Origin of the sequence: Halorussus lipolyticus, assembly GCF_029338375.1 — an archaeon.
GTDB classification, from domain to species: Archaea; Halobacteriota; Halobacteria; order Halobacteriales; family Haladaptataceae; genus Halorussus; species Halorussus lipolyticus.
The window spans coordinates 1-21,695 of sequence record NZ_CP119806.1; the positions used below are offsets into that span (position 1 = coordinate 1).

Sequence of the window (21,695 nt, forward strand, 5' to 3'; positions counted from 1 at the left end):
CCATTACAAATGAGTGTTGCAAATAGTTGTTTCAAATGAGTCTAGCAAACGAGTGTTACAAATGAACCCAACAAACGAGTGTTGCAAATGAATCGTCTGACGAAAACTTATAAATGAAGTCTTCGATGACACCCGTATATGCTCTCGTACTCGGTCTATAGTGAAGCAGGTGGCGTCGGAAAAACCACGCTCACCGCAAACTTAGCGGTAGCGCACGCCAGAGCCGGCCTCAACGTCCTTGTCGTCCCACTCGACCCCCAAGACGGCGATCTAAGCTACCTTTTCGATGTCGACCACAACCGAGCAGACAGCGATGTCGACACGCTCGTCCACCACCTCGTGGGGCGAGGGAAAGGCGAGTTCATGGACCTCATCGAAACCGTCGAACACGGTGTCGATATCATCCCAGAACACAATCGACTCGAAGATTTAGGGGAAACACTACGGAAAGAGCAGGAAGCCCGAAGCGACTTCGGCGAGTCATTCCCAATGTGGACGCAACTCCAGCGGGTTCTCCGAGAAGCAGAAGTTCACAAGCACTACGATGTCCTCCTCGTTGACCCGCCCGCAAGTTCGGGCCCGCACCTCTACAACGCGCTGGACGCAACTCGGAATCTCGTTATGCCGGTCGAACCCTCCGGAAAAGGGCAGGCGTCAGTAAGTGGACTGAACGACCTCGTGTCGAACCTCGAAGAACAGTTAGAGATCAATATTGGTGTCCTCGCTGCAGTACCGAATCGGGTGAAAGGGACACGCGATCAGGATGCAGTCATCGAAGATATCGAGGATCAAGGGTTCGACGTACCAGTTGTTCTCCGTGACCGTACGTCACTACTCGAAGGATGCTGGAGTGAGAAGTGTAGTGCATACACGTACGTGCGCGAACACAGAAGTCGGGAGCGCGACTACGAATTAGAGACGCTCGCGAAGTTCGACGATATCGCACGGCACCTCGAAGCTGAAGGGAGCATCGAAGCGCCAAACCCACCGGAGTCCGGTAGCCTCAAACGCGACGACGTGGAGGTGCGTGCATGACAGGGCTGAAATCAGGTTCAGGAGACGATCTATGGGGTGACGAGAGTGACGAGACGGACGAGGCGGACGCCGAGGAGACGGAAAGCAAGAGCGACACAGTAGCTACTGATGCTGAATCACCCACGAATAACGAGACAGAGCAGACGTCGCAGTCATCTGTGACGAACACGAGGAATGAGGAGAACTCTGCTTCATCCTCGGATTCGACTACGTCAAGTGAGTCGATGAATCAACAGCAGCCGTACATTGTTCGGCGGGCGGTCCAGGATAAGTCCATCAAGTTTGAGCGTGACGAGCGGCTGACGTTCTTTGTCCACGACGATGTCGTTGACGGAGAGCGAAACCTCATTACGGATATGGAATCAGAACTCGGCCGATCTATCCCGAAGTTCGACGTTCGCGAGGCAGTATATCGTGCGGCACTTCGAAACCGCGACGACATTCTCGACGAACTTCTCAAAATGGGATACTCGACCGACGATAGTTAGCGATTGCAAGCCACGACTCAATCACGTTTTGCCACGTTTGCTAATCTCGCGTTGCTTGAGTTGAGGGTTATAGATAGTTGAGTACTCGTTGGGACGTAGCTGGAATTGGTTTGGCGATGAGAAACCACGATGGCTGGTGGAACCCCCTCCCCCCTTTTTCGAGTTGTAAAACCTTGAGGGGGTGGGGAGGGGGTAGCCCGTCAGGACACCGTGAAACTAACGAAAACGCCGATTTAGAAAGATAGAAACCGTGTACGTCCTGTTCTGCTTCCCACTATTAAAAAGGAAAGTTTTATACTGGTAGCTCAGAAACAGTATCTGTAATACGTTCTTAAACAAACCATTAATAATATTTTATTATATAGTTGCAGACACTCTAAGCTTCTCACTAAAGAGCCGAGTAAATCTGCTATTATCGAAAACTCCGGCAAGTAAGCCGCTCTACGACGCTTTCAACTATAGCATTTCCCGTTAGATACTGTTGGAGACTACCCCTCCATACCGATTTACAACTCGAAAAAGGGGGGAGAGGGTGTCCGCAACATCTTCTCATGCTGACGCACGAGGAATCTTTAAGGTGACATGGAGCTATTCCATCGTCTCCGAAAACAACCTTCCTCCTTGCGTAGGGACCTTTCTCTTGAGTCGAGAATACTCTGTTTGTGTACCACACATCAGGTCTCATCGAGAGTCAGGCGAATTTGATGTCCAAAAGGAGAGCAGAACCGACCGAGCAACTGACTGGACGCCACCAAAACGATCAGAGTACACACCAAGCGGGATAGGTTCGGTGTGTTGTCGCTGTACTATCGACTAAGACACTTACTACTCGAAAACGGGGGGAGAGATAACCCCCGAAATGAAGGAACTGACGACGACGTATCCGTTACAAATCGATAACGGGGGGTGATAGTTTACGAAGACGGTATCTAGGGAGAGATAGTAATATCCGCCTACAATAGCTAGCTCGACCGATTTCGCTGGCTTACAACTCCACAAAGGTCCACTTTTTTATAGCCGGAGTTCGATGGGGTTCATAATGGGCCGGAAGGGACGGACAGAGAGCTCGGATGAGCAAGCAACCGAACAGAACCGTGAATTTTTCGCTACTGATTCTGAAGACTCCGAGCAGGCCGACTCAACGGGTGAAAGTTCGGACTCATCTTCGACCTCGCAAACGACTTTCGAGAACGACCCCGATGCTCTCAATAATGCGATAGATGATGACGGGGGTGGGATTTCAATCCGCGACCGACTTCAAACTCAGTCATCTGGTGGCGTCTTCGCTGACAAAGATCTTGTCCGGTCAGATACCATCATCGATGAGGACCGTATCGTTGGCCGTGATGACCAGCTAGCCCGCGTCGTTGACAACCTCAAACCTGTCCTTCAGAACGAAGGCATCCCAGATATGCTCCTGAGTGGCCCGTCAGGAACCGGGAAATCCCTCATCATCCATGCGGTCTGCAAGCAAATCGTCGAACTCTGTGAATCACAGGACAAGACGTTCGGGGTTCTTTCTATTAACTGCGAGGGGCCAAAGACCGCAGACCGAGCAGTCTATCGGTTAGTCAAAGCTGCTGCTGACGATCTCGGTGTCGATCCGGGGGTACCTCAGACTGGCGTTTCAACGGACCAAAAGCTAGAACGGCTCTATGAACTTATGCGGGAGCATTACGACGGAGTCATCTTCATTCTCGACGAAATCGACATGCTCGAAGGGCCATACCAGGAGGCAGAATATAATTCTCTCATCTACCAGCTTTCACGGGCCCGAAAGCTCGCTGATTTTGATGGCCCAATCTCACTCACGACCATCACTAACTACGCTGATTTCATGAAGGACCTCAACAGTCGAGCGCAGAGTTCCTACAACCCGGATGATATCTTCTTCGATGACTATGATGCGACGCAACTCCGGAGCATTCTCAAATATCGCCGTGACGCGTTCAAACCAGATTCCCTCGCAGAAGACGTCATTCCGCTCGTGGCTGCGTTCGGTTCCCAAACGCATGGTGACGCTCGAAAAGCAATTGATCTCCTCAGATGGGCTGGTGAACTCGCTGAACGACGTGGCGCTGACATGGTCACCGAGAATGATGTTCGCGAGGCCCAAGAGAAATACACCGAGAATCGGAAACTCCGCCATATTAGCGGGATTTCGACGCAGAAGAAACTCTCCATCTATGCCGTGGCGGCTACTGCCCACTATGCAAAGGAACATCCTGAGTGGATACCGGCCGGGCCTGCGTTCAAAACGTATCAATTCATCGCAGATACGATGGACGCGGATCAATACAGTCGTGAAACCTTCGTGAATCACGTCACGGAGCAGAGTACGTATGGTGTGTTGGACTTCGAGCGACGAGGTAAGGGTCGAGGAAGAGGGGTGCACATGTATTTCTCCCTCTCTGAGAATCCAGAGACGATATTGGAGACGATTCGTGAGGATTCTCGGTTCGCTGATTTAGCTCACGAAGACGCGACTATCCGTGCTGTCGTTCGTGAACGGCTGAAGAACTTCCACACTAAGAACTGATTGCGTCTCCTGCCCTAGGGGTTTACTACTCGAAAACGGGGGGTGTGTGTTTCGAGTGTCGGATTACAACTCGAAAAAGGGGGGTGGTAGATGTCGTTGATTTCGTTACTACTCGAAAACGGGGGGTGGGTGCATCTTAGGTAGAGTGTTACAGCTCGAAAACGGAGTGGGTGAACCGTGAGAACCGTCTCTCTGCATCATCGGATCTCCTCTCGCTACTCCCTTCCCTACTTACTACTCGAAAACGGGGTATTAGTCCTCTCGCTGATTTACTGGAGTATCAGTAAATATCGACTCACTCGTCCGGATTGACGGGTCCCTTGTACTGTGAACGGATTTTGTCTCCGTCCCGCCATTGCCAATAGTAGTAGCGATTGTCGTTAATCTCCTTGATCGTAATCGTCGCCTTCGAGGGAACGTCATCTGGGAGGTCGTCCGGCCGTTCTTCGATTTCATCTTCTTCGTCTTTCTCGGCAAGACGAGCTTCACGCTCACGGTGTTCAGCGAGCTTCTCCGCGTAGCTGGCGACGTGACGAAGGAGCTCGGGCGAGGAGTCGTTGAGGGTGTCGACGATGTCGGTGGGGAGTTCGGCTGGGGGTGTCGGTGGCTCGTAGGACATGGTGGCACACTCTGTGTTAACCAACATAGGCCGCTACTACTGTAGTTTTGTTGGTTAAGGCTGTTTCGGGACCGCCAACCCCTGGCAACTGTAACATTACCCGAAACCATTTCATATACTAGTTTCGTATTATGTTACACCGAGTTGCAGAGCATCGAACTGGAGGTCCTCGCCACCGTCGAACGCGGCGACACGATCTCCGACCTCGCGACGAATCTCGACCATAGCAAGAGTTATCTCTCCCGTGCCGTCGCGGCCCTCGCCGAGAAAGGCTTAGTCTACACGAAGCGCAACGGCCGCGAAAAACGAGTCATCCCTTCGGATGCTCGGGCGGTCGAACTCTACCAAGATTTCGTGCGCCAGCACTCCTACATCGAGTTTGCCGAGTTGCTGACGGGCAAGGCACTCGAGGTACTCTATTACCTGGACCAGCCACAAACCGTCTCTGAGATCGCCGCGTAAAGCGACAACTACCGCAACACCGTCAATCGCGTTCTCAAACGGTTACGGGACCGGGGACTCGTCGGCACGGACGACGGACGCTACCACTTCAACGGAAACTTCGGGCGACTTCACGACTTCGCACGTGAGCTTGCCCACCATCTCCACCGACAGTGCCTCGAATCGGTAGTCGACACCGCAACCAACACCACCCAAACGGGGGAAATATAATGCGGGGCGAGTACGTACCCCCAGATATGAATAGTGAGGCCGCGGCCGAGGCGCTTCCTGCTGGCTCACACCGCGAGGCAGCCACAGCCTTTGTCGAGCGCGCACGGTCTCAGCACGGTGATGACCTCGTTGAGCTATACGTTTTCGGGTCGACTGTCCGTGGCGAAGCAAGGGGTCGGTCGAGCGACGTCGATATCCTGGTCGTCCTCCCGGATGCACCAGACCGAGACGCTATCGCTGATTCCCTCCGTGACATCGCCTACGATGTGATGCTTGAACACGGGCCGCTCGTCGAACTCCACATTTTGGACGAGACTACGTTTGAGCGCCACCGGAACGAAGGGAACCCGTTTGTTCACAATGTTCTCAGCGAGGGTCGATCCTATGCCTGATGAGGAAGCCCCGAGTGATGCTGCGGTCGAGGATCAACTCCGACAGGCCACCAAGCGCTTTCTGATGCTGACGGAGCACGGGATGCAGGGCTCTCCGACGCGGTCATCATTAACCGACTGTACTATGCGTGCTTTCATGCCGCACAGGCCGCCTTATACGACCGAGGGTATGATCCTAGCACCCATGGCGGTGTTCTCTCCTTATTCGGATCAGAGATCGTTAGTGAAGGCGATGCATCGCGCGAAGACGGTCGCTTTCTGAACGACCTCGGGGAACTCCGCCAGCAGGCTGACTACGGCTATGGGACTCTCGACGAGGATGTCGATGCACTTCTTTCACGAACTCGCAAATTCGTCGCCGAAATGGAAACTCTCTGCTCAACTGAGGATTGACATCCCTAACTACGTTCCGTTCAATGGGCCTGACGAGTTCGCACAGCTCTACTCCGAGTCGCCCGAGAGCAAGTTGAGAAAGTAGATACTTGAGCGGATTACGTCTCGTCTGGTTCTCTGGTTGATTAGTCAATCCTCTCAATGATTTCTTTTGCCGTGTTGCTAATCCGGTCAAGCCGATTTTGGATCGACGCTGGATTATCTTCTTGCCATGCAGCAAGATAGAACGCCGACCCACTTGTGTCGAGCCCGCAGTACCGGCCAACGATGTATGCGACGGCTTCTGCTTCGACCTCGCGTTTCGCCCGCTCGGTTTTGTCGGTGATGTCCGAGTGGAGGAGTGCGTGGGCGTATTCGTGAATCAGCGTGACAGCGAGATCGGCGTGATTCGAGCGGGCTTTCGCCTCGACGACTGGTTGGAGATCACGCTTCCTCCGATATTTGCAGACGCCCGTTGCGTCGCCATGCTCCCACTCGCCAGCATTGACGATACGAACTGTCACGCCGATATCAGCGGCTGCATCCTTGAGTGTAGGCACGAGGTCGTCGGCGTCGCCAGTCGCCTCCGTTTCTAACTCAGGGAGCGGCTCACCTTCAGTCTGGGACACGTCGAAGACCGCCGTTGGCTTGAAGCCGACAAGCCCCTTCGACCACTCCTCCGGTGATGTCTCGTCGTACTCACAACCGATTTGCTCGTGGTAGCTCGGCGAATTCTCACACTCGGGACATCGGTTGGTGATGATCGGTGTCCAGATCCAGATGGCCTGTTCGCCTTCCTGGACGTGCCGGTCGAACTCATTCCGCCACGTGTTGTAGCCTGCGACCTTCGTCGCTTCGGGATACTGGAGCTTAATGAGAAGCGTGTTCCGATGGGAATAGTCGTGGAAGCGACTCTGGACGTCCAGCCAGTCTTGGAACTCCTCGCTGGCCTGCGCATCGTCGACGTGGTCGACGAGGTCGTCGATCCACGCTTCGATGGTACTGTGCATCTCGTCGCGTCGGGCGTCGGTCTCCTCGAATGAGACCGACGAATCACTGGTCGTAGTCATGATTTTCAGTAAATCGCGTTCACGGCGACTGCGTCGGAGTAGGACGCGCCGCACCCCTCGGGGCGCAAAAAACACTCGTGGCGTCACGCCGGTGGGAGGTAGACGCTCTGCTCGCCAGCAAGTTCTTCGAGGTGATTCCGGTGCCGGTGTGAAAAGTAGCAGTCGTAGCTGCAGTAGCCACAGATGTCCCCCGTGTCGTACTCTGCGACGTATGGACCGCGGTCGGTCGTCCACACGTTTGTGCCACACTCAGTACACGCCGCACTCTCGATATCGCCCGGTGACGGACCCTGATACGCGATTTGGGGCTCGTCTTCCTGGGGTGTCGACTCGGGCCAGACGCCCTGCGCCTGCCAGAACTCACGAATCCGAGCGAGGCCGTGGCGCACGGTCTTGCGAACAGTTACATGATCGGCGTTGCGACCGCTGTCGTCCCACCCATCGGGCGTCCAAAACTCGCCGAACTGCGCCCCCCGATGGACACCGTTCCAATCGAGGCCGACGATATCGGCCGGTGGGTCGCCCGTCAGCGTCGGGCGAGTAAGCTGGTCAATCACGCTGAGTTGCTTGGGCGGGCTTCCACCGAGAATGTGGACGCGACGGCCACGCCAATCCACAGGGTCAGAGAATTCGTGAGCGAGTCGATCGGCGTAGCCGCGGGAGTACCCGACGACAAGATCATCGGGGACTGCGCGAATTGTGGCACGGCACTTTGGAACGATCACGAGGTCTGCACCGGGGTAGCTTCCCTGGATTTCGCGTGCGGTGGTAACGTATTCATCGACCTCGTCGACGTCGTAGGCGTCACCGATTACCCCGACCTGCGGTTCGTACTCGAAAAAGCGCTCGACGTATCGATCAAGGTCGGGATTGCGAAAATCGTTGTCGAGCATCCCGACCGGTAGCTCCAGATCTGTGTACTGGTGCTGTTGGTAGGTACAGTCTTCGCGAAAGCCCGTAAGAAAACCGAGTCGGAATGCATCAAGCGCGAAGGGAACGCGGTGGAGGAACGCTACGTGGTCGGCCTGACGGGCAGTTGTAATTTCCGTTGCGATGCGACTGGTCGGACGTGCTGAGAGTGCCATCTCGAATCACCTCGAAGACGCGGGAGTGGTCGCCCCGCACCCCTCGGGGGCAGAAAAACCAGTCGCAGACGCCAACGTTAACCAACAATGTCCGTAGCTCTTTCCCTATTGTTGGTTAATCCTCGAAGAGACACCGAGTGGCCGCATCCTCGCCTGTAAGCGTCCGTTGGTCGTCGGCAGTATCGGCGAATAGGGTCGCTTGGTCACTCTCGGCCGAGCGCGCTACTTCGGGCCGGTCGTCAACGCCGAACTGGTCTGCTTCCGGCCGTTCCAGCTTGGAATCACGCTCACGGTGGTCGACCTCACCGCCGAAATCTTCGAGGGATGTCTCGACGCTTTCTTCGACGACTTCGAGTTGGCCGTCGTCTCCAAACGCGGTCTGGTGCCGAATCTCGATTTCTGGTTGATTACTCATGTTCTTCGAGCCTCCGCCCATTCGAGGCTCAAAAACGTGCTCTCCGCGAGACGAAGTGTTACCCGTAGTTGGTAGCATGGTTTCTGTATTCAGAACCGCCCGTGTAACCGTCGCTGAATCTGGAGCGTGCCTCTATTACTGCCACCAACGATTTGACCTACAGGTGTCAGAAAGAGTGTGCTGAATAGAGGGCGCAAATCGGTCGGTGTCACAAACTCTCTACAGTCGCACTGTTACAAAATATGACCACCAATCGGTGTCGATATTTCGACAAAAAGGTGCGTCAGACGGTGGGCTATCTATTCAAATTCTGGATACTCTTCTAAATGTTCCCATACCTCATCGAAACACAGGTCAGCCATTACTTTAGCTGGGTGTATTATCCACGATTCATCTGTAGCTGTTTCACTAACATCCAAATTTGTGGCATTTCGGACCACCCGAGCACGAGTTTCTGGATCTACGTGGCTGCCCCAGAGTTTCGTCTCAATAAGAAGCTCTGGTGATTCGACTATGCTCGCCGCCCTGGTCCGCACAATTCTGGCATCATCAATAAAACCATCCGCAAGTGTGGCCATTGCGGAGTCTGCCCAGTCGGTGATGGGCTCTTGTCTCCAGATATCATGACACAATGCACCAATCGCCGCTGCACGTACCCGAGGATCAGAATCTTCAGACGCTTCCAAGAGTTGTTCCGCGACAGGATCTGGATCAAATTCGTACGTATAATCGAATGCTTTTGCACTCCAGGCCCGGATATCAGCATCATCAGCCGACAGACACTCCCCAAGAGCGTTGATAGTGGTGGTTGAATGGTTGCGGCCGCAACGCCCCTCAGTTGGAATCCCGTGTCGGGCACAGAGCGCTGCTGCCGCCTTCGCTGTCTTCGTATTACGTACTTTCTTTGTGATATGCTCGCTGTCGAGTTCTCCATTCTTTCCCAGATCGGTTTGATCTGTCTCTGGCAGCACGTGTATCATCCTACGTGCATATTGGCCTGCAGGTGATGTGTCTCTGAGGTGATCCGTGGCGAGATCCAGTATCTCCCATATCCTTGTTGGGTCTGAAATCCTCTTTGTCCCTTGATTTTCGAGCGCTTTGATGAATTGTTCGGTGGATTCCTGAAAGTTCATGGTTTAGAGCTCCCTTTTCCCCTGTATTCCATGTTCCAAGAGAAAATAGTCAAGGACCACACGTCCATACGAGACATCACGAAAGATGTCCGTCTGTAAGAATTCTCCATCAATCCATTCGTAAATCCGCCCGGTTCCGGCCCCAGCTGTGTCTTGAATGTTTATTGCGAGTGCTTTTGAACACGGTACCTCCAAGGACTGAAATGCCTCGCCATCAAAACCGTGAACTCGCCAGACGACTCTTGTTTCATCAAAGCCTATGTTCGGATCTTGCTGTTCGTCTTCTCGACAGACTTGAGCGTCAACTTCTGTTAAGGAGTGACGAAGATCAGAAGCTACACTTTCTGGTGTATGTTTTCCTGGGTCGAATGTTACACATGTCCAACTACTCATGCCAACTTCTATACGTGGAATGGATTAAAAATTATGCACGCTGTCAAACCGTTGCATCACGCTGCAGAGAATCGACTCCCTGGAATCTCTTTAGTGTGTTTGGGGCCTGGTATGTATCACATGGTCTGTAGAGATGCAAACTCAGTAACTGACTTGAGCGAGTAACTGAAAAAACGAAAACGCTGTGCTGACTACATGCTCTGTATTCAGCATGTCCCTCGAAATACTATCTGTAACTAATGGGAAGTCCCATAGTTAATCCGTACCACGAATTGAGCAAAACCACCGAATCAGTTACGGGCTATAAACTGAATAAAGAAATCGTATCACCAACTACTGCTACGCCTACTTTGACCTGATTTCTTCTGCACGCCGCTTGAGTCGTCGAAGAATCTGGATGCGATTCTGGTGGGTATTCTCGTAGGCGACACAGGCACGGAGGGTGTCCATGTCGTCTATCGTCGCAATGCTTGGGTCGATGAGCCGGATGTTTCGCGGCTCAAGTCGTTGTTCTGGTGAGAGTCCATTCGATTCGCCATCTGTGACGTTGCTCATTTGTTGTCGCCTCTGCTCCTGTCGGAGGCGACGAAAAAACAACCGAGAGCGATTTTTTGGACTCTACGCCGGAAGCCTACATGAGACGTGTTTCGAGGTGCGGATGAAAGAGCGCGACCGGACTAGCAGTCGCGGTCGGTGTACCGCTGGCGCTCCGGCCGAATCCCTCCAGCGAGGACCTCGCTTTCGTAGTGATCGCCGACGCTTCTATTGAGATCAACGAGTTTGAACACGCCGTCACCGGTCCAGCCACAGTCGGCTGAACATCGAGCGACCGCGTACGCATCTGCATCCTCGCCAAGATGAATGCCGTCGAGCGTGAGCGCGCTATCGCACGCTGGACAGATGGGACTGACCGAGGTGTACGTGTGTCCGAGCATCACCTGAATGTCTGCAGTGGTGTCACCGAGCGTCTCGTTGAAGACGCTGCCGACGGCCGTTTCGAGTGACTCACAGAGTGCCTGCTGTCCGGCTTCGTCTTCTGGAAGGTTGGCGTTCGTAACTGCGATGGTTAGTCGTGCGAGCGAAGCGTCGTCGTTGGTGTTTTCGGGGGAAGTCATAGAGTTCGGAATCTGCTGTTGATTGTGCTTCGATACCGCGTGGCAGAACGTACAGGGGTCGTCTTGACGTACAGAGTGCTATTCAGGGAGGTCACGTCGTCCAGTCCGGTAGCACTCCCAGCACGGAAAATCGCTGGAGAGGTCTGCACAGTCGCAGTCTGGCTCGTCGGCCTCCGGTTGTTCTTCGGAGTTCTCCTCGTGGTCGCGCACTTGGTTTGAGGGCTGGACAGCCTCGCCACCGTCGGCGAGGAGTTGGTGGTGGCGGACAGCGTCGAGAATGGGTCGGCGGAGCGCAACAGCGACGCGGTGTTTGCACGCCCCGCTGTATTTCGCGTCTGCCGGGCACGTACACGCTGTCGGCAGGTCGTCCTCGATGCGAACGGTGTACTCGTGATTCTCCGGGTCGGCGTAGCTTCCATTCCGAACACGCACATCACCGTTTTGGAGTTCGAATTCAAGGGCTTCGTACTGGGCGCGTTTCCGGACTCTACTCGTCGTCTCTAGGTTTGCAAGTGGCGTTGTCATACTGGTCGTGGGGCACCGAGAAGTCGAGTGCCCCGCACCCTTCGGGGGCAGAAAATAATCCTGCTGTATCAATACTACTTAGAACCCCTTCGGGAAATGGGGAATACTGCTTGTCTTCTCATCTACGCTCCCGAGGAGACTCTTGTTTGCCCAGCTACGATACTACAATCTGGAAAACGCTACCCAATCGGCGTCATCGATACGTTTCGATCTCGACGCCGTCGATCGTTCCGAAATGAGAGTCGGCCGTCAAAATCGGCTCGTCGCGTTCGAGTGCTGTCGCTGCAATTGCGGCATCACCTTTCCCGATGCCCGGCCCATCGCCATCGTCTGCGTTCATTTGCTCGCCGAGCAGTCGACCAGCACGACGGGAGATACTCGGTGTCATCTCCACGAGCGGGTAGGTGTCGAGAATCGCTTCGACTTGCTGGCGTTCCTGTGCCGAGTTTGCGACTTTCCCCACGCCGATGTAGAGTTCGAGCAGGGTCATCGCGGGAATGACGAGGGGGACACCTGCGGCTTCGAGTTCTCGTTCTTTCTCGACGGCCTCCTCCACACCGTCGATGACGTCCAGAACGAAGCTCGTGTCGACGATCATTCGAAGCGTTCGCCGATTTCACGGACCTCGGCAACGTCCTCTTCATCTGCTGTTTCGATCGCGTCCCGCATCTCGTCCACCTGGTCATCATCGAAGACGTCCTGAAGGTCACGAAGCGAACGGTCGTTGATGAGGCGCTCGATGGCGTCACTAAACGACTCTCCCTCCTGCTTGGTTGCTTTGATGCGCTCGTAGAGGTCATCGTTGAGTCGGACCTGGTGCGACATTCTTGTTGACAACGTTGACACCGAACGTGAATTAGTGTTTGGGTCACTCACGAAACCTCTCCTCCGACATTCGCTGCAAACGAGTTCAGTATTAGCATTCAGTTCTCAACTGGCTCAAGAGTCCGAAGGTCTGCTCGCAGGACGTCGCCATGCCGGACGACGTATCGAGAGGCAAGCACCGGGAACCGACATTTCGTAAATCCGGCCGTCTGAATATCGAGTTCGTCGCCCTCCTTGACGTACGTTGCGAGTGCTTGAAGGAACTCGTGGGTCCGCTGTCCTGCTTCGTAGTCTGGCAGGCCGTTTTCTCGACGCCCGTAGACCTCGAATGCGTCGTAGCCCCAAATCGAGAGTCGGTCGTTGTCGTCAACCTCCCATTCAAGCGTTCCGAAACAGTATGATTCGCAGAGTTCTCGAACTGCCTGTGCATCGGTGACGGTGACACCGTCCGACGTTGTTGCTGCTTGGAGTGTTGCCATGTTTCTCGGGCAGGGACTGCTATCCCCGCACCTTTCAGGGGTCGAAAAACACATCGTAATCGCCGGTCTCAATCGGATTCACTTCTGCGCGGCCTCGGCGAGTTTCGATGGCGAGTCTCTATTCGAGGGGGACGAAATAGAGTATTCTAGTAGTGGAGGAACTCTTTGTCGGGTTTTCAAGTACGGGTGGTCCTATCGTACTTGTAAATAGATGGATGTCTCGTACCAGAATGCGAATGTCTACGCTGGCAATGAGTCTACCCTCTTGCGATTTCACACGAATGACGGGACGACCGCGTGCATCCTCATCGACGCTGGAGAAGGCGTCGATGTAGACGAATTACTCGCTGATGACGAATATCTTAACGCGATACTGCTCACGCACGGCCATATCGACCACTATCGAACGCTTGGCGACAACGTTCGCCACAACGCTCCGATCTATACTGCGCCCGCAACAGCAACAATTGTCGAGCGCGCACTCCCCGAAGCCCAGAAACACAACGACCTCGGGGCTGTCTCAGACGCACTCAACGCGCTCGAACCAATCGAGGACTGGACCGCTATCCTGCCGAATCTCGAAGTTCGTCCAATTCCAGTCGGGCACACACCGGGTGCTGTCGGATTCGTCATCCGGTTCCACGACGAGGCGAGCGCTAACTCAGCATTCGATGACGAGATGCAGTATCTCTTGGCGACCGGTGACTTCACGACTCGGCCCTGCGCGGGATACCTTGGACTGGAGACGGCCTTGCCGGTCGATATCGACGCCGTTCTGCTGAACGTTTCGACGGCCGACGAGTACACGACCCACCTCAACGATTCGTTGCGAACGATTCTCGAACGTGGGTTCGCCGGGTCATCTGTCGTCGTTGCAACGAGCGCGCTAACTGGCGTCCACTACGCGACGCTCCTCGGCCACTTAGTCAACGAACTTGACCGGACACTTCCGATTCGACTCGTCGGTCAAACCGCGAAACTCTGGGACGACCTTGACTTCGATACGCCGAACGTCGAATCACAGCCGGTTTTCTCTGAGCCGTCGGAGGTCTTGGACTCGGGCGTCATCACGATTTGTGGTCCTGACGAGCCTGTCCGAGGAAGCGCCAAGCGATTGTTCGGGGCTATCGAGGACGACCCCTCTGCGGTGTTCGTCCAACTTACGACGGGCGGGGCTGAGCCTGCTTCCGGCGGGTCGTGTACCACCCACGCATTCGAGGTCATCAACCACCCGACGCCAGAGACACTCGACGAGACCGTCGCGGAGCTAGCGCCACAGCACGTCGTCATCAAGCACGCGACGGGTGGGGAGCTGAATCGGTTCCAGAAGCGCTACGACGAATGTTTCACATGGGGTACCAACGACTCACACGAGCACACTCTCTACGAGTCGGGGGAATGGGTTGCTCCGGGCTGGCTCACCGAGAGAGTCGTCCAAAAGATTCGGATGCAACAATGGCAGGCGCTCGGCGACAAACCCGTTGCCACCCGAGAGGACTTTCCCACTCCCGAGCGAACACCGGTCGATGTAGCGGCGGAAGGTGTGGCCGTTGATGAGTTCCGAGACCGATTCTCTACTCAATCGATTGAAGCGAGTCACGATGGTCGAACAAATGGCCCGTCTGCTTCGACTGAGGATCAACAGTCACATCCAGCAACGACTGAAGACGTGTGCGACGACCCAGTGGCGGCGAGTTCGCCGGATTCCGAGGCGGATTCGTTCGAATCAACGGTGTTGACTCAGCTGGACGCTATCGAGGCGAAGCTCGACGCCGAGGACGCGACCGAGACTGTGACGGCACGAGTATTGAGTGGAGATGGGCAGACATTCCTCCAAGTCTTGGACGAGACTGACCTCCCACCGGGCCAGCTAGTCGAGCTTCAAATCGGTGAGACGGCTATAGACGATTCTGGCTGAGACGCTATTTTAATGTGGTGGCTACCTGACAGTTGATTTTCGAGAACAGGAGGTCTCGTTTGACCGACGGGCTGGTGTGTGACGGGATTTCTGCTCCCACCTGTTTCTTGTCTCAAAATCTGGCAGTCCTATTTAGTTGCGTAGGTATATCAGGCTCGGTTGACCGTGACTGTTTGAATCTATTCATTCCACTCCTATTCAATAATACCAAAAATAATTTTATAACTGAATTTATATCGGGATGTAATCAATGGACCGTCGCATGCAACGCACCCTCGCCGTCATCTTCTCTATCCTCATCGTCACGGCGACACTCACCCCTGCCAGCGCCGCTCTCTCCCCGCCGAACCAATCGCAGACCGACAGTTCACTCACCGACTCGCTCACGAATTCCCTCGCCGAGTTCGACGCACTTCCCGCGATACTCGGTGCAGGCAACGGCAACGGGAACGGCAAGGGGAAAGGCAAAAACACCTCGCAGACGACCACAGCCACCACGACACCGCCCGAAACCACCACCGCAAAACCACCGGGAGGCCCGCCAACAACCACCCGCAACAAAACGCGGGGCCCACCCGAGAACAAAACTCAGGGTCCTCCGGGGAATAAGACGCAAGGGCCACCAGGCAACAAAACTCAGGGGCCACCCGAAAACAAGACGCAGGGACCGCCGGGCAACAAAACCCAAGGCCCGCCCGGAAATAAGACGCGAGGTCCACCGGAAGACCCTGGTCCTCCTGAGGACCCCGGCCCGCCTGAAGACCGAGGGCCACCCGAAGACCGTGGCGGCGGTCCGCCGGAAGACCGCGGCCCGCCCGAGTGGGCACAGAACCCCAAAACGCCGCCGAGCGTCGCGCACAATCGGTCGGCGCTCGCCAACAAGAGCAAGCCACTCGCCAACGCCTCGGTCAACGTCACCTTCCGCGACGACGCCTCGGCCGCTGACTACCGGCTCGCGGCCATCGCCGCGCTCCAGCAGGCTGACTTCGACGGCCCCGGCCGGTCGGCCGAACGCCACCGCACCGCCGCGCTCAAAGCCCTCAACAAAACCCTCCCCTACATCCTCGACGCGAACCGCACCACGTCGGCAGTCCTCTTCGACCACGACAAAGAAGCCAGCACCCCGCCGCAATTCGCGCCGAATGTCACGAACCTCCTCGTGCGGTCCGACGAACAACTCGCCGCAACCGCTATTGGGGACGCCGAGCGTGTCCGCAAGACGCTCCGCGAGCGAAACATCTCGTTCAACGAATCGGCAGTCGCGGAGAATATCACGACCGCCAAAGCCGCGGTCGAGCGTGCTGAGCGCTTCCGGAATCGCGGCCAGCACCACACCGCCATCAGCCAGTACCGGGTCGCATGGATTCACGCCCAGCAGGCACTCGACGTGATGGACCTCGCCACCACACCGAACGTCACGATTACTAGCCGCGGGGACTTGCCGCACACGGAGAATATCACTCACGCGGTCCGAGGCCGGGTGTTCGACGTGCGCGGCCACGAACTCGATACTGTCCGCGTCACGCTGAATGGAACAAGTCGCACGGTCACGCTCTCGGTGAACGCGACACCCGAGACGACCCCCGGCGCAGTCGCCACCTTCCGGACCAACCTGACCCTCACTAAGCAGATCAACGTCATCGAGGTTTCGGCGACCGACCCGAACCGACGCTGGGCACCTGACTATCCCGACGTGAACGCGACAACGGGCCGGGATGTCCTCCGGCTTGACGCCGATGGTCTGCCCGACACCTACGAGCAGAACGTTATCGGGACTGACCCGCTGGACCCCGACAGCAATGCAACCCAGACCGCACAGAACGAGTCGGCGAACAACATCACGGACGGTGCGGAGGACTTAGATGGCGACGGCGAAACCGTCTACGAGGCCTACCGCTACGGTCTCGACCCGTTCGACAACGACACCGACGGGGACCGCCTGCAGGACGGCTTCGAACTTCGGTTCCAAGGCATCGACCCTGCCCGCAACGATACCGACAACGACTCGGTCTCGGACGCCGCGGAGGACCTCGACAACGACACGCTGTCGAACTTCCGCGAACAGAACGCAAGTACCAGTCCTGTTCAACCGGACACCGATATCGACGGGCTGAACGACTCGGAAGAACTGGCGAACGGGACCGACCCCCTTGCGCCTGATACGGACGCTGACGGGCTTCTCGACCCCGACGAGTACGAGGTCGGGACGGACCCGACCGTGGCCGACACTGACGGAGACGGGGTACTCGACGGCAACGAGACGTTCTCGACCAGTAAAACCGATTCGGAGACTGGCGTGTCGGTCAACATCACCGGCAAGGGTAACGCCGCGTCGACGCTCTCGATCAACAACAGCACCGAGCCGATGCTGAAGACCGACAGCATCAAGAACGTCAGCGCGTCGGCCGCCTACGATTTCGAGGCCACGGCGAATTTCTCGACCGCGAATATCACGATTCCCTACAACGAGTCGCGCGTCGGCGACGCCGACGAGTCGAACCTCGGCGCGTACCGATATAACGAAACGCTCCAGACGCTCATCCCGGTGAACAACTCGACGGTCGATACCCGGAATAATACGGTGACGGCCGAGACGCCGCACTTCTCGACGTACACCGTACTTTCGACCGAGAAATGGGAGTCGCGCTTCGACGAGCCACTCCCCTCGAAGTGGTCGAACTCCGATAACTTCAGCGACCTCAACGAGTGGCGACAGAGCGGGAACGTCTCGATACAGACCGTCGAGAACGTCGAGGCCTCACTCGTGAGCGAAACCCGCCGTGAGAACGAGACCGACGAGGACTCGACCGCGGTCGTCGGGTCGGTTCACCGGGACACCGAGCGAAATTGGACGATTCCGAAGGAGAACGAGACGACCGAGAAACCACCGGACGACAACTCCAGCTCTGAGTGTCTCGTCAATACTACTTGTGTCGTACCGACGACGGAGGAAACCACCACCACGACTGAAGAACACGTCACAACCAAAGACCCCTACGAGGACTCCGACGGCGACGATACGTACGACCGAAACGACGACTGTCCGGACAAGCCCGGTGAAGCTGACGACGGGTGTGAAAAACACAGCGACGACGACGATATCCGGGACTGGAACGACGAGTGCGATACCCGGGAAGGCGAAGGTGACGGTTGTCCGACCCACAGCGACGACGACGACGTTCGAGACTTCTACGACGAGTGTGAGAACACGCCCGGCCTCGGCGAGGACGGCTGTACGATTCACTCCGACGACGACGATTACAACGACTACGACGACGACTGTCCGGAAGAACCGGGTACCGGGTCTGACGGGTGTCCCATCGACGACGACGGTGACGACACTCGCAATTTCTACGATAAATGTCCGGAGTTCCCCGGCTGGAAGGACAACGGCTGTCCGCACGAATCCGGCCTCGAACGCACCATCACGTTACGAGACGCCGAGACAGTCACGCTCGGCACCATCGCAAAGGCCGAGGCCGTCAGCAAGCGGTCGGTCGCCCAACTTGTCGTCGTCGGCCCTGACGGCGAGCGTATGGAGGTCTACGGCGAGGAGAACACGCCCGAGAGCGCGACTGATTCGATTGTTCGCACGAAGGGCATCATCCCCGGCGGCGACGGCGACGCCCACGGCGATTTCGAGGCGGTCGAGTACGACCTCTCGGAGTTCGCAGGAGAGGAGGTCACCATCAAAGTCGAGACGGTCGGGCGGGCGACCTTCGAGATTGACGCGCTGAAAATCGGCTACGACACCGACGGCGACACCATCTACGACGCCATCGAACGCCCGAGTTGCGGGCTTCGAGACGGCTCTGGACAGTGTCTGGACACCGACCCGTATCTCGCCGACACCGACGGTGACGGCCTCTCTGACAACTACGAAATCGGCGAGCGCAGGCAGGTCCATGGCCACGTCTACAAGAAGCTATACAGTAATCCGACGGTTCGGGACACCGACCACGACGGGCTGAGCGACGCTCAGGAAGTCCGCGGGACTTTCGAGATGGCGGTCACGCGGGACCCAGAGGCTTCCCGCAAGTACCTCAATGGAGAATGGCCGTCGGACAAACAAGAGCATCTCTACACCGAGACGGTCGATAGCGATCCGCTGAAATACGATACTGACGGCGACGGGTTGAACGACCGTCAAGAATGGCTGTACAAGACCGACCCGCGAAACAAGGACAGCGACGGTGACGGCCGCCTCGACGGTCGTGAGCGTGCGGTCGGTGAAGACCCCACACTTCACGATTATCGGGGGCCGGACATTCGGCCAAAGCGGTACGGATATATATTCAATTACAGCGCACCTCATATCAAGTATGTAGTCGAATATTTTGTCTTCGATCCAAGTGGTGTTTCCCGGACGAAGGTCACAAAGAATGGCGGGACGCGCTATCGAGCGTCGCCGAACGAGTTGTTCAGCCGCCACGACGGGTCATTCATCGAGACAGAAGCCGAAGTTAGCACAGGTGGCGGCAGTCTGACTGGCACGACGGTCAAAATAGTGGCAACTGACAGCCACGGAAACCGTGAGTCGCTTACTGCGGTCCAACGCTCGAATGATTGCGGTCAAGCCGCCAAACGCTGGACGGGATCGTACGAATACTTTACTGAAAGCGCGGTGCGAGGCTACGGTGTTTGTTCTGGCTTCCAAGCGAGCATCGGCAGTAGTCTCCAGTCTATTGTTGACTTGATAAACAACCCTGAGCAGATTCTTCCAAATCTCGTCGCCATCTTCAAATTGCTCGACAAATCCGGTCTTCTCGACATGTTTATCGATATGTTCATCTCCAGTATGGAAACGAAACAGAAGACCAATAATCCGTTTGCGGAAGGAACAGAGAAATATAGCGAATACCGTCGCGCATGGTACGCTGGGTACGCGACTGCATTCATCGCGAAGGCCCTTTATGGCGCTTCTGCCACTAAAGCGGTCAAAAGCACGAGCTATGCCGAAAAAATAGAGGATTTCGCTAAAGCGACGCGCGCCGGGAAGACCGCGATGCGAATAAAAGCGCCCTACGACCGCGGGAAAGCGCGCGTGGCGACGGGGCTTGCTCAGGCAGGCGGGAAGGCTGCTGGGCCGATTCTCCGCCGTGCGAAATCTGCTGGGGCGGCCTATCGGCTGTGGAAACTACAACGGAAGGGAGACGTTGATGTTGACTCCCTCTCGGAGACAGAGCGCAAGCGCGTCACTGGGTATCTCGCTCGTCATGGTGAAGACGGCGCGACAAATCTGCGCTGGATGGACGATGAAGACTTCGACGCGCTGTTTCGGAAAGCCTGCAGTAGCGGTGTTGGGATATCGAGACGTGGCGGTAGTGACTGTGCCGAGTTAGATGAAATTGAGCAGGATCAATACGAGGACGCCGCGGTGGAAGCAGGCGTAGACCCGAACCAGTTTGATGCGCGCTTAGAACAGTTAGATGTAAACGAGGGGTCAGCAAAGCGCGTCTTCGCTCAGACTGGAACAGACGGCGTCAAATTAGCGACCCAACTGGATGACGATGCACTTAGTCAGTTCGTCGAGATGGACGATGAAGCACGTCAAGTCCTTGTACGATCCTCGCGCTACGACGATGTTGAACTCACCTCCGAAAAAGTAGAGGATATTGGTAAAACACTTGCTAATCTTGATGGTGACGCCAAATATCAAGCGATTCGGGTGATGGACGATGCTGGCCCAGCAGGTATTCGCCTTACAAAGCGGCTATCTGCTGATGATCTCAAGCGGTTGTTTGACTACGACGGCGCTGGCGATCAGAAAATGCTGACGCGACTAAGCATAGTGTACGATAATGGGAAAATATCGGCTGAGCAAATTGAGATGTTCAGTCGTGACCTCGATGCACTCCGACGTGCCGATGTTGATGGTGTCGAACACGTGATTTACGAAGATATTGTCAAAAACGGTGAAGCGAGCAATGTTCAGGGTGCACTGTACGAATTCCGCACAGCTAATGCCCGCGTGGACAATCTAGATGATATTCGAGAAATCGGTAGAGAAATCAGAACTGTAAAATATGGTGAATTGAATGACGACCAACTCAAACAACTGATTAAAGAGATTGAATTCAAAGACGCCACGACATTCGAGCAGAAGAAAGAGGTCATACAGAGTGTTCTGAGTCCGACCTCTGACGGGCAAATCAAAGAAAATGAATTTGATATTTTGTTGGAAAATGGAAATTATCTAGAAGCAAAATCTGGAAGCGTCACGTACTCAGATATCCAAAGCAAGGTTATACGCTACAAAGCTGCCCAATTGAATAGAGACATCGCTCCGTCTGATGGAGTTATGAAAGTCATTGCCCCAGATGGTGAGTTCACAGACGGTCGTAGCGGAGAGTTGAATAAGGTCGGAGAACTAATTCGTGACACTCGTGGTCTTACGAAAGGAACGATGGCTAATAAGAAGGAACTGTCGGATAGCGATATCAATAGTTACCACGATTCCAAAGTGAGGAATATGAAAACCGATAAACGTCACAGTCAGATACTCGAAACGAGCGACATAGTCGATAGTATTCGTTCTCCCACCAAACTCAAAACCGCCACCAGATTTAAACCCAAAAATGGATTACAGTAATATATACTGTTGCAACCAATCCACTAAT

At 55.5% G+C, this 21,695-nt stretch carries 19 protein-coding genes and 1 pseudogene; 8 read left to right on the plus strand and 12 right to left on the minus strand.

The features are described from left to right. The first annotated feature begins 138 nt into the window (after positions 1–138). From P2T57_RS19060 to P2T57_RS19070, 3 genes are all read left to right on the plus strand, one after another. A complete protein-coding gene (locus P2T57_RS19060; RefSeq protein WP_276302568.1) occupies positions 139–1,035 on the plus strand; it encodes a ParA family protein in 897 nt (298 codons plus the stop codon). Next, positions 1,032–1,523, plus strand: a complete 492-nt coding sequence (locus P2T57_RS19065) for a DUF7970 domain-containing protein (protein ID WP_276302569.1) — start codon at positions 1,032–1,034, stop codon at positions 1,521–1,523. The genes P2T57_RS19060 and P2T57_RS19065 overlap by 4 nt, the downstream gene beginning before the upstream one ends. Before the next feature lie 1,039 nt (positions 1,524–2,562). Beyond that, complete coding sequence (locus P2T57_RS19070; protein ID WP_276302570.1) at positions 2,563–4,062, plus strand: Cdc6/Cdc18 family protein; 1,500 nt, start codon at positions 2,563–2,565, stop codon at positions 4,060–4,062. Between the two features lie 295 nt (positions 4,063–4,357). On the opposite strand, the gene P2T57_RS19075 is transcribed toward P2T57_RS19070, so the two are convergent. Beyond that, positions 4,358–4,681 (minus strand): DUF6788 family protein, encoded by a 324-nt coding sequence (locus P2T57_RS19075; protein WP_276302571.1) that lies wholly within the window; start codon positions 4,679–4,681, stop codon positions 4,358–4,360. Positions 4,682–4,825: 144 nt separating this feature from the next. Here P2T57_RS19075 and P2T57_RS19080 point away from each other — a divergent pair. The 3 genes and pseudogenes from P2T57_RS19080 to P2T57_RS19090 all read left to right on the plus strand — a co-directional run. After that, positions 4,826–5,326, plus strand: a pseudogene (locus tag P2T57_RS19080) (MarR family transcriptional regulator); the annotation flags it as partial. Between the two features lie 53 nt (positions 5,327–5,379). Then, complete coding sequence (locus P2T57_RS19085) at positions 5,380–5,745, plus strand: nucleotidyltransferase domain-containing protein (protein ID WP_276302572.1); 366 nt, start codon at positions 5,380–5,382, stop codon at positions 5,743–5,745. Positions 5,746–5,862: 117 nt separating this feature from the next. Further along, entirely contained in the window at positions 5,863–6,138 is a 276-nt protein-coding gene (locus P2T57_RS19090; protein ID WP_276302604.1) for a HEPN domain-containing protein, read from the plus strand. Positions 6,139–6,263: 125 nt separating this feature from the next. Here P2T57_RS19090 and P2T57_RS19095 read toward each other — a convergent pair whose 3' ends face one another. From P2T57_RS19095 to P2T57_RS19145, 11 genes are all read right to left on the minus strand, one after another. Continuing rightward, positions 6,264–7,187 (minus strand): ImmA/IrrE family metallo-endopeptidase, encoded by a 924-nt coding sequence (locus P2T57_RS19095; protein ID WP_276302573.1) that lies wholly within the window; start codon positions 7,185–7,187, stop codon positions 6,264–6,266. An 83-nt stretch (positions 7,188–7,270) separates the two neighbouring features. Next, on the minus strand, positions 7,271–8,272 hold the full coding sequence (locus P2T57_RS19100; protein ID WP_276302574.1) for a DUF6610 family protein: 1,002 nt from the start codon (positions 8,270–8,272) through the stop codon (positions 7,271–7,273). Positions 8,273–8,387: 115 nt separating this feature from the next. Continuing rightward, a complete protein-coding gene (locus P2T57_RS19105) occupies positions 8,388–8,687 on the minus strand; it encodes a hypothetical protein (RefSeq protein ID WP_276302575.1) in 300 nt (99 codons plus the stop codon). Between the two features lie 299 nt (positions 8,688–8,986). Then, entirely contained in the window at positions 8,987–9,820 is an 834-nt protein-coding gene (locus tag P2T57_RS19110) for a HEAT repeat domain-containing protein (protein ID WP_276302576.1), read from the minus strand. Positions 9,821–9,823: 3 nt separating this feature from the next. Further along, positions 9,824–10,213 carry a hypothetical protein gene (locus tag P2T57_RS19115; protein ID WP_276302577.1) on the minus strand — a complete coding sequence of 130 codons (390 nt, stop codon included), beginning with the start codon at positions 10,211–10,213 and terminating at the stop codon, positions 9,824–9,826. A gap of 345 nt (positions 10,214–10,558) precedes the next feature. After that, a complete protein-coding gene (locus P2T57_RS19120) occupies positions 10,559–10,768 on the minus strand; it encodes a DUF8129 domain-containing protein (RefSeq protein ID WP_276302578.1) in 210 nt (69 codons plus the stop codon). Between the two features lie 122 nt (positions 10,769–10,890). Further along, positions 10,891–11,328, minus strand: a complete 438-nt coding sequence (locus P2T57_RS19125) for a hypothetical protein (protein ID WP_276302579.1) — start codon at positions 11,326–11,328, stop codon at positions 10,891–10,893. Positions 11,329–11,406: 78 nt separating this feature from the next. Continuing rightward, entirely contained in the window at positions 11,407–11,853 is a 447-nt protein-coding gene (locus tag P2T57_RS19130; protein ID WP_276302580.1) for an SWIM zinc finger family protein, read from the minus strand. A 193-nt stretch (positions 11,854–12,046) separates the two neighbouring features. Beyond that, the gene (locus P2T57_RS19135; protein WP_276302581.1) at positions 12,047–12,451 is read right to left on the minus strand and encodes a PIN domain-containing protein; all 405 of its coding nucleotides are present in this window, start codon (positions 12,449–12,451) and stop codon (positions 12,047–12,049) included. Next, complete coding sequence (locus P2T57_RS19140) at positions 12,448–12,678, minus strand: DUF7557 family protein (protein WP_276302582.1); 231 nt, start codon at positions 12,676–12,678, stop codon at positions 12,448–12,450. The genes P2T57_RS19135 and P2T57_RS19140 overlap by 4 nt, the downstream gene beginning before the upstream one ends. A gap of 98 nt (positions 12,679–12,776) precedes the next feature. Beyond that, entirely contained in the window at positions 12,777–13,157 is a 381-nt protein-coding gene (locus P2T57_RS19145; RefSeq protein ID WP_276302583.1) for a hypothetical protein, read from the minus strand. A 211-nt stretch (positions 13,158–13,368) separates the two neighbouring features. Between P2T57_RS19145 and P2T57_RS19150 the strand changes: the two genes are divergently transcribed. Both P2T57_RS19150 and P2T57_RS19155 read left to right on the plus strand, forming a co-directional pair. Continuing rightward, a complete protein-coding gene (locus P2T57_RS19150; RefSeq protein ID WP_276302584.1) occupies positions 13,369–15,075 on the plus strand; it encodes an MBL fold metallo-hydrolase in 1,707 nt (568 codons plus the stop codon). Between the two features lie 262 nt (positions 15,076–15,337). After that, the gene (locus tag P2T57_RS19155; protein WP_276302585.1) at positions 15,338–21,667 is read left to right on the plus strand and encodes a hypothetical protein; all 6,330 of its coding nucleotides are present in this window, start codon (positions 15,338–15,340) and stop codon (positions 21,665–21,667) included. The last annotated feature ends 28 nt before the right edge of the window (positions 21,668–21,695 follow it).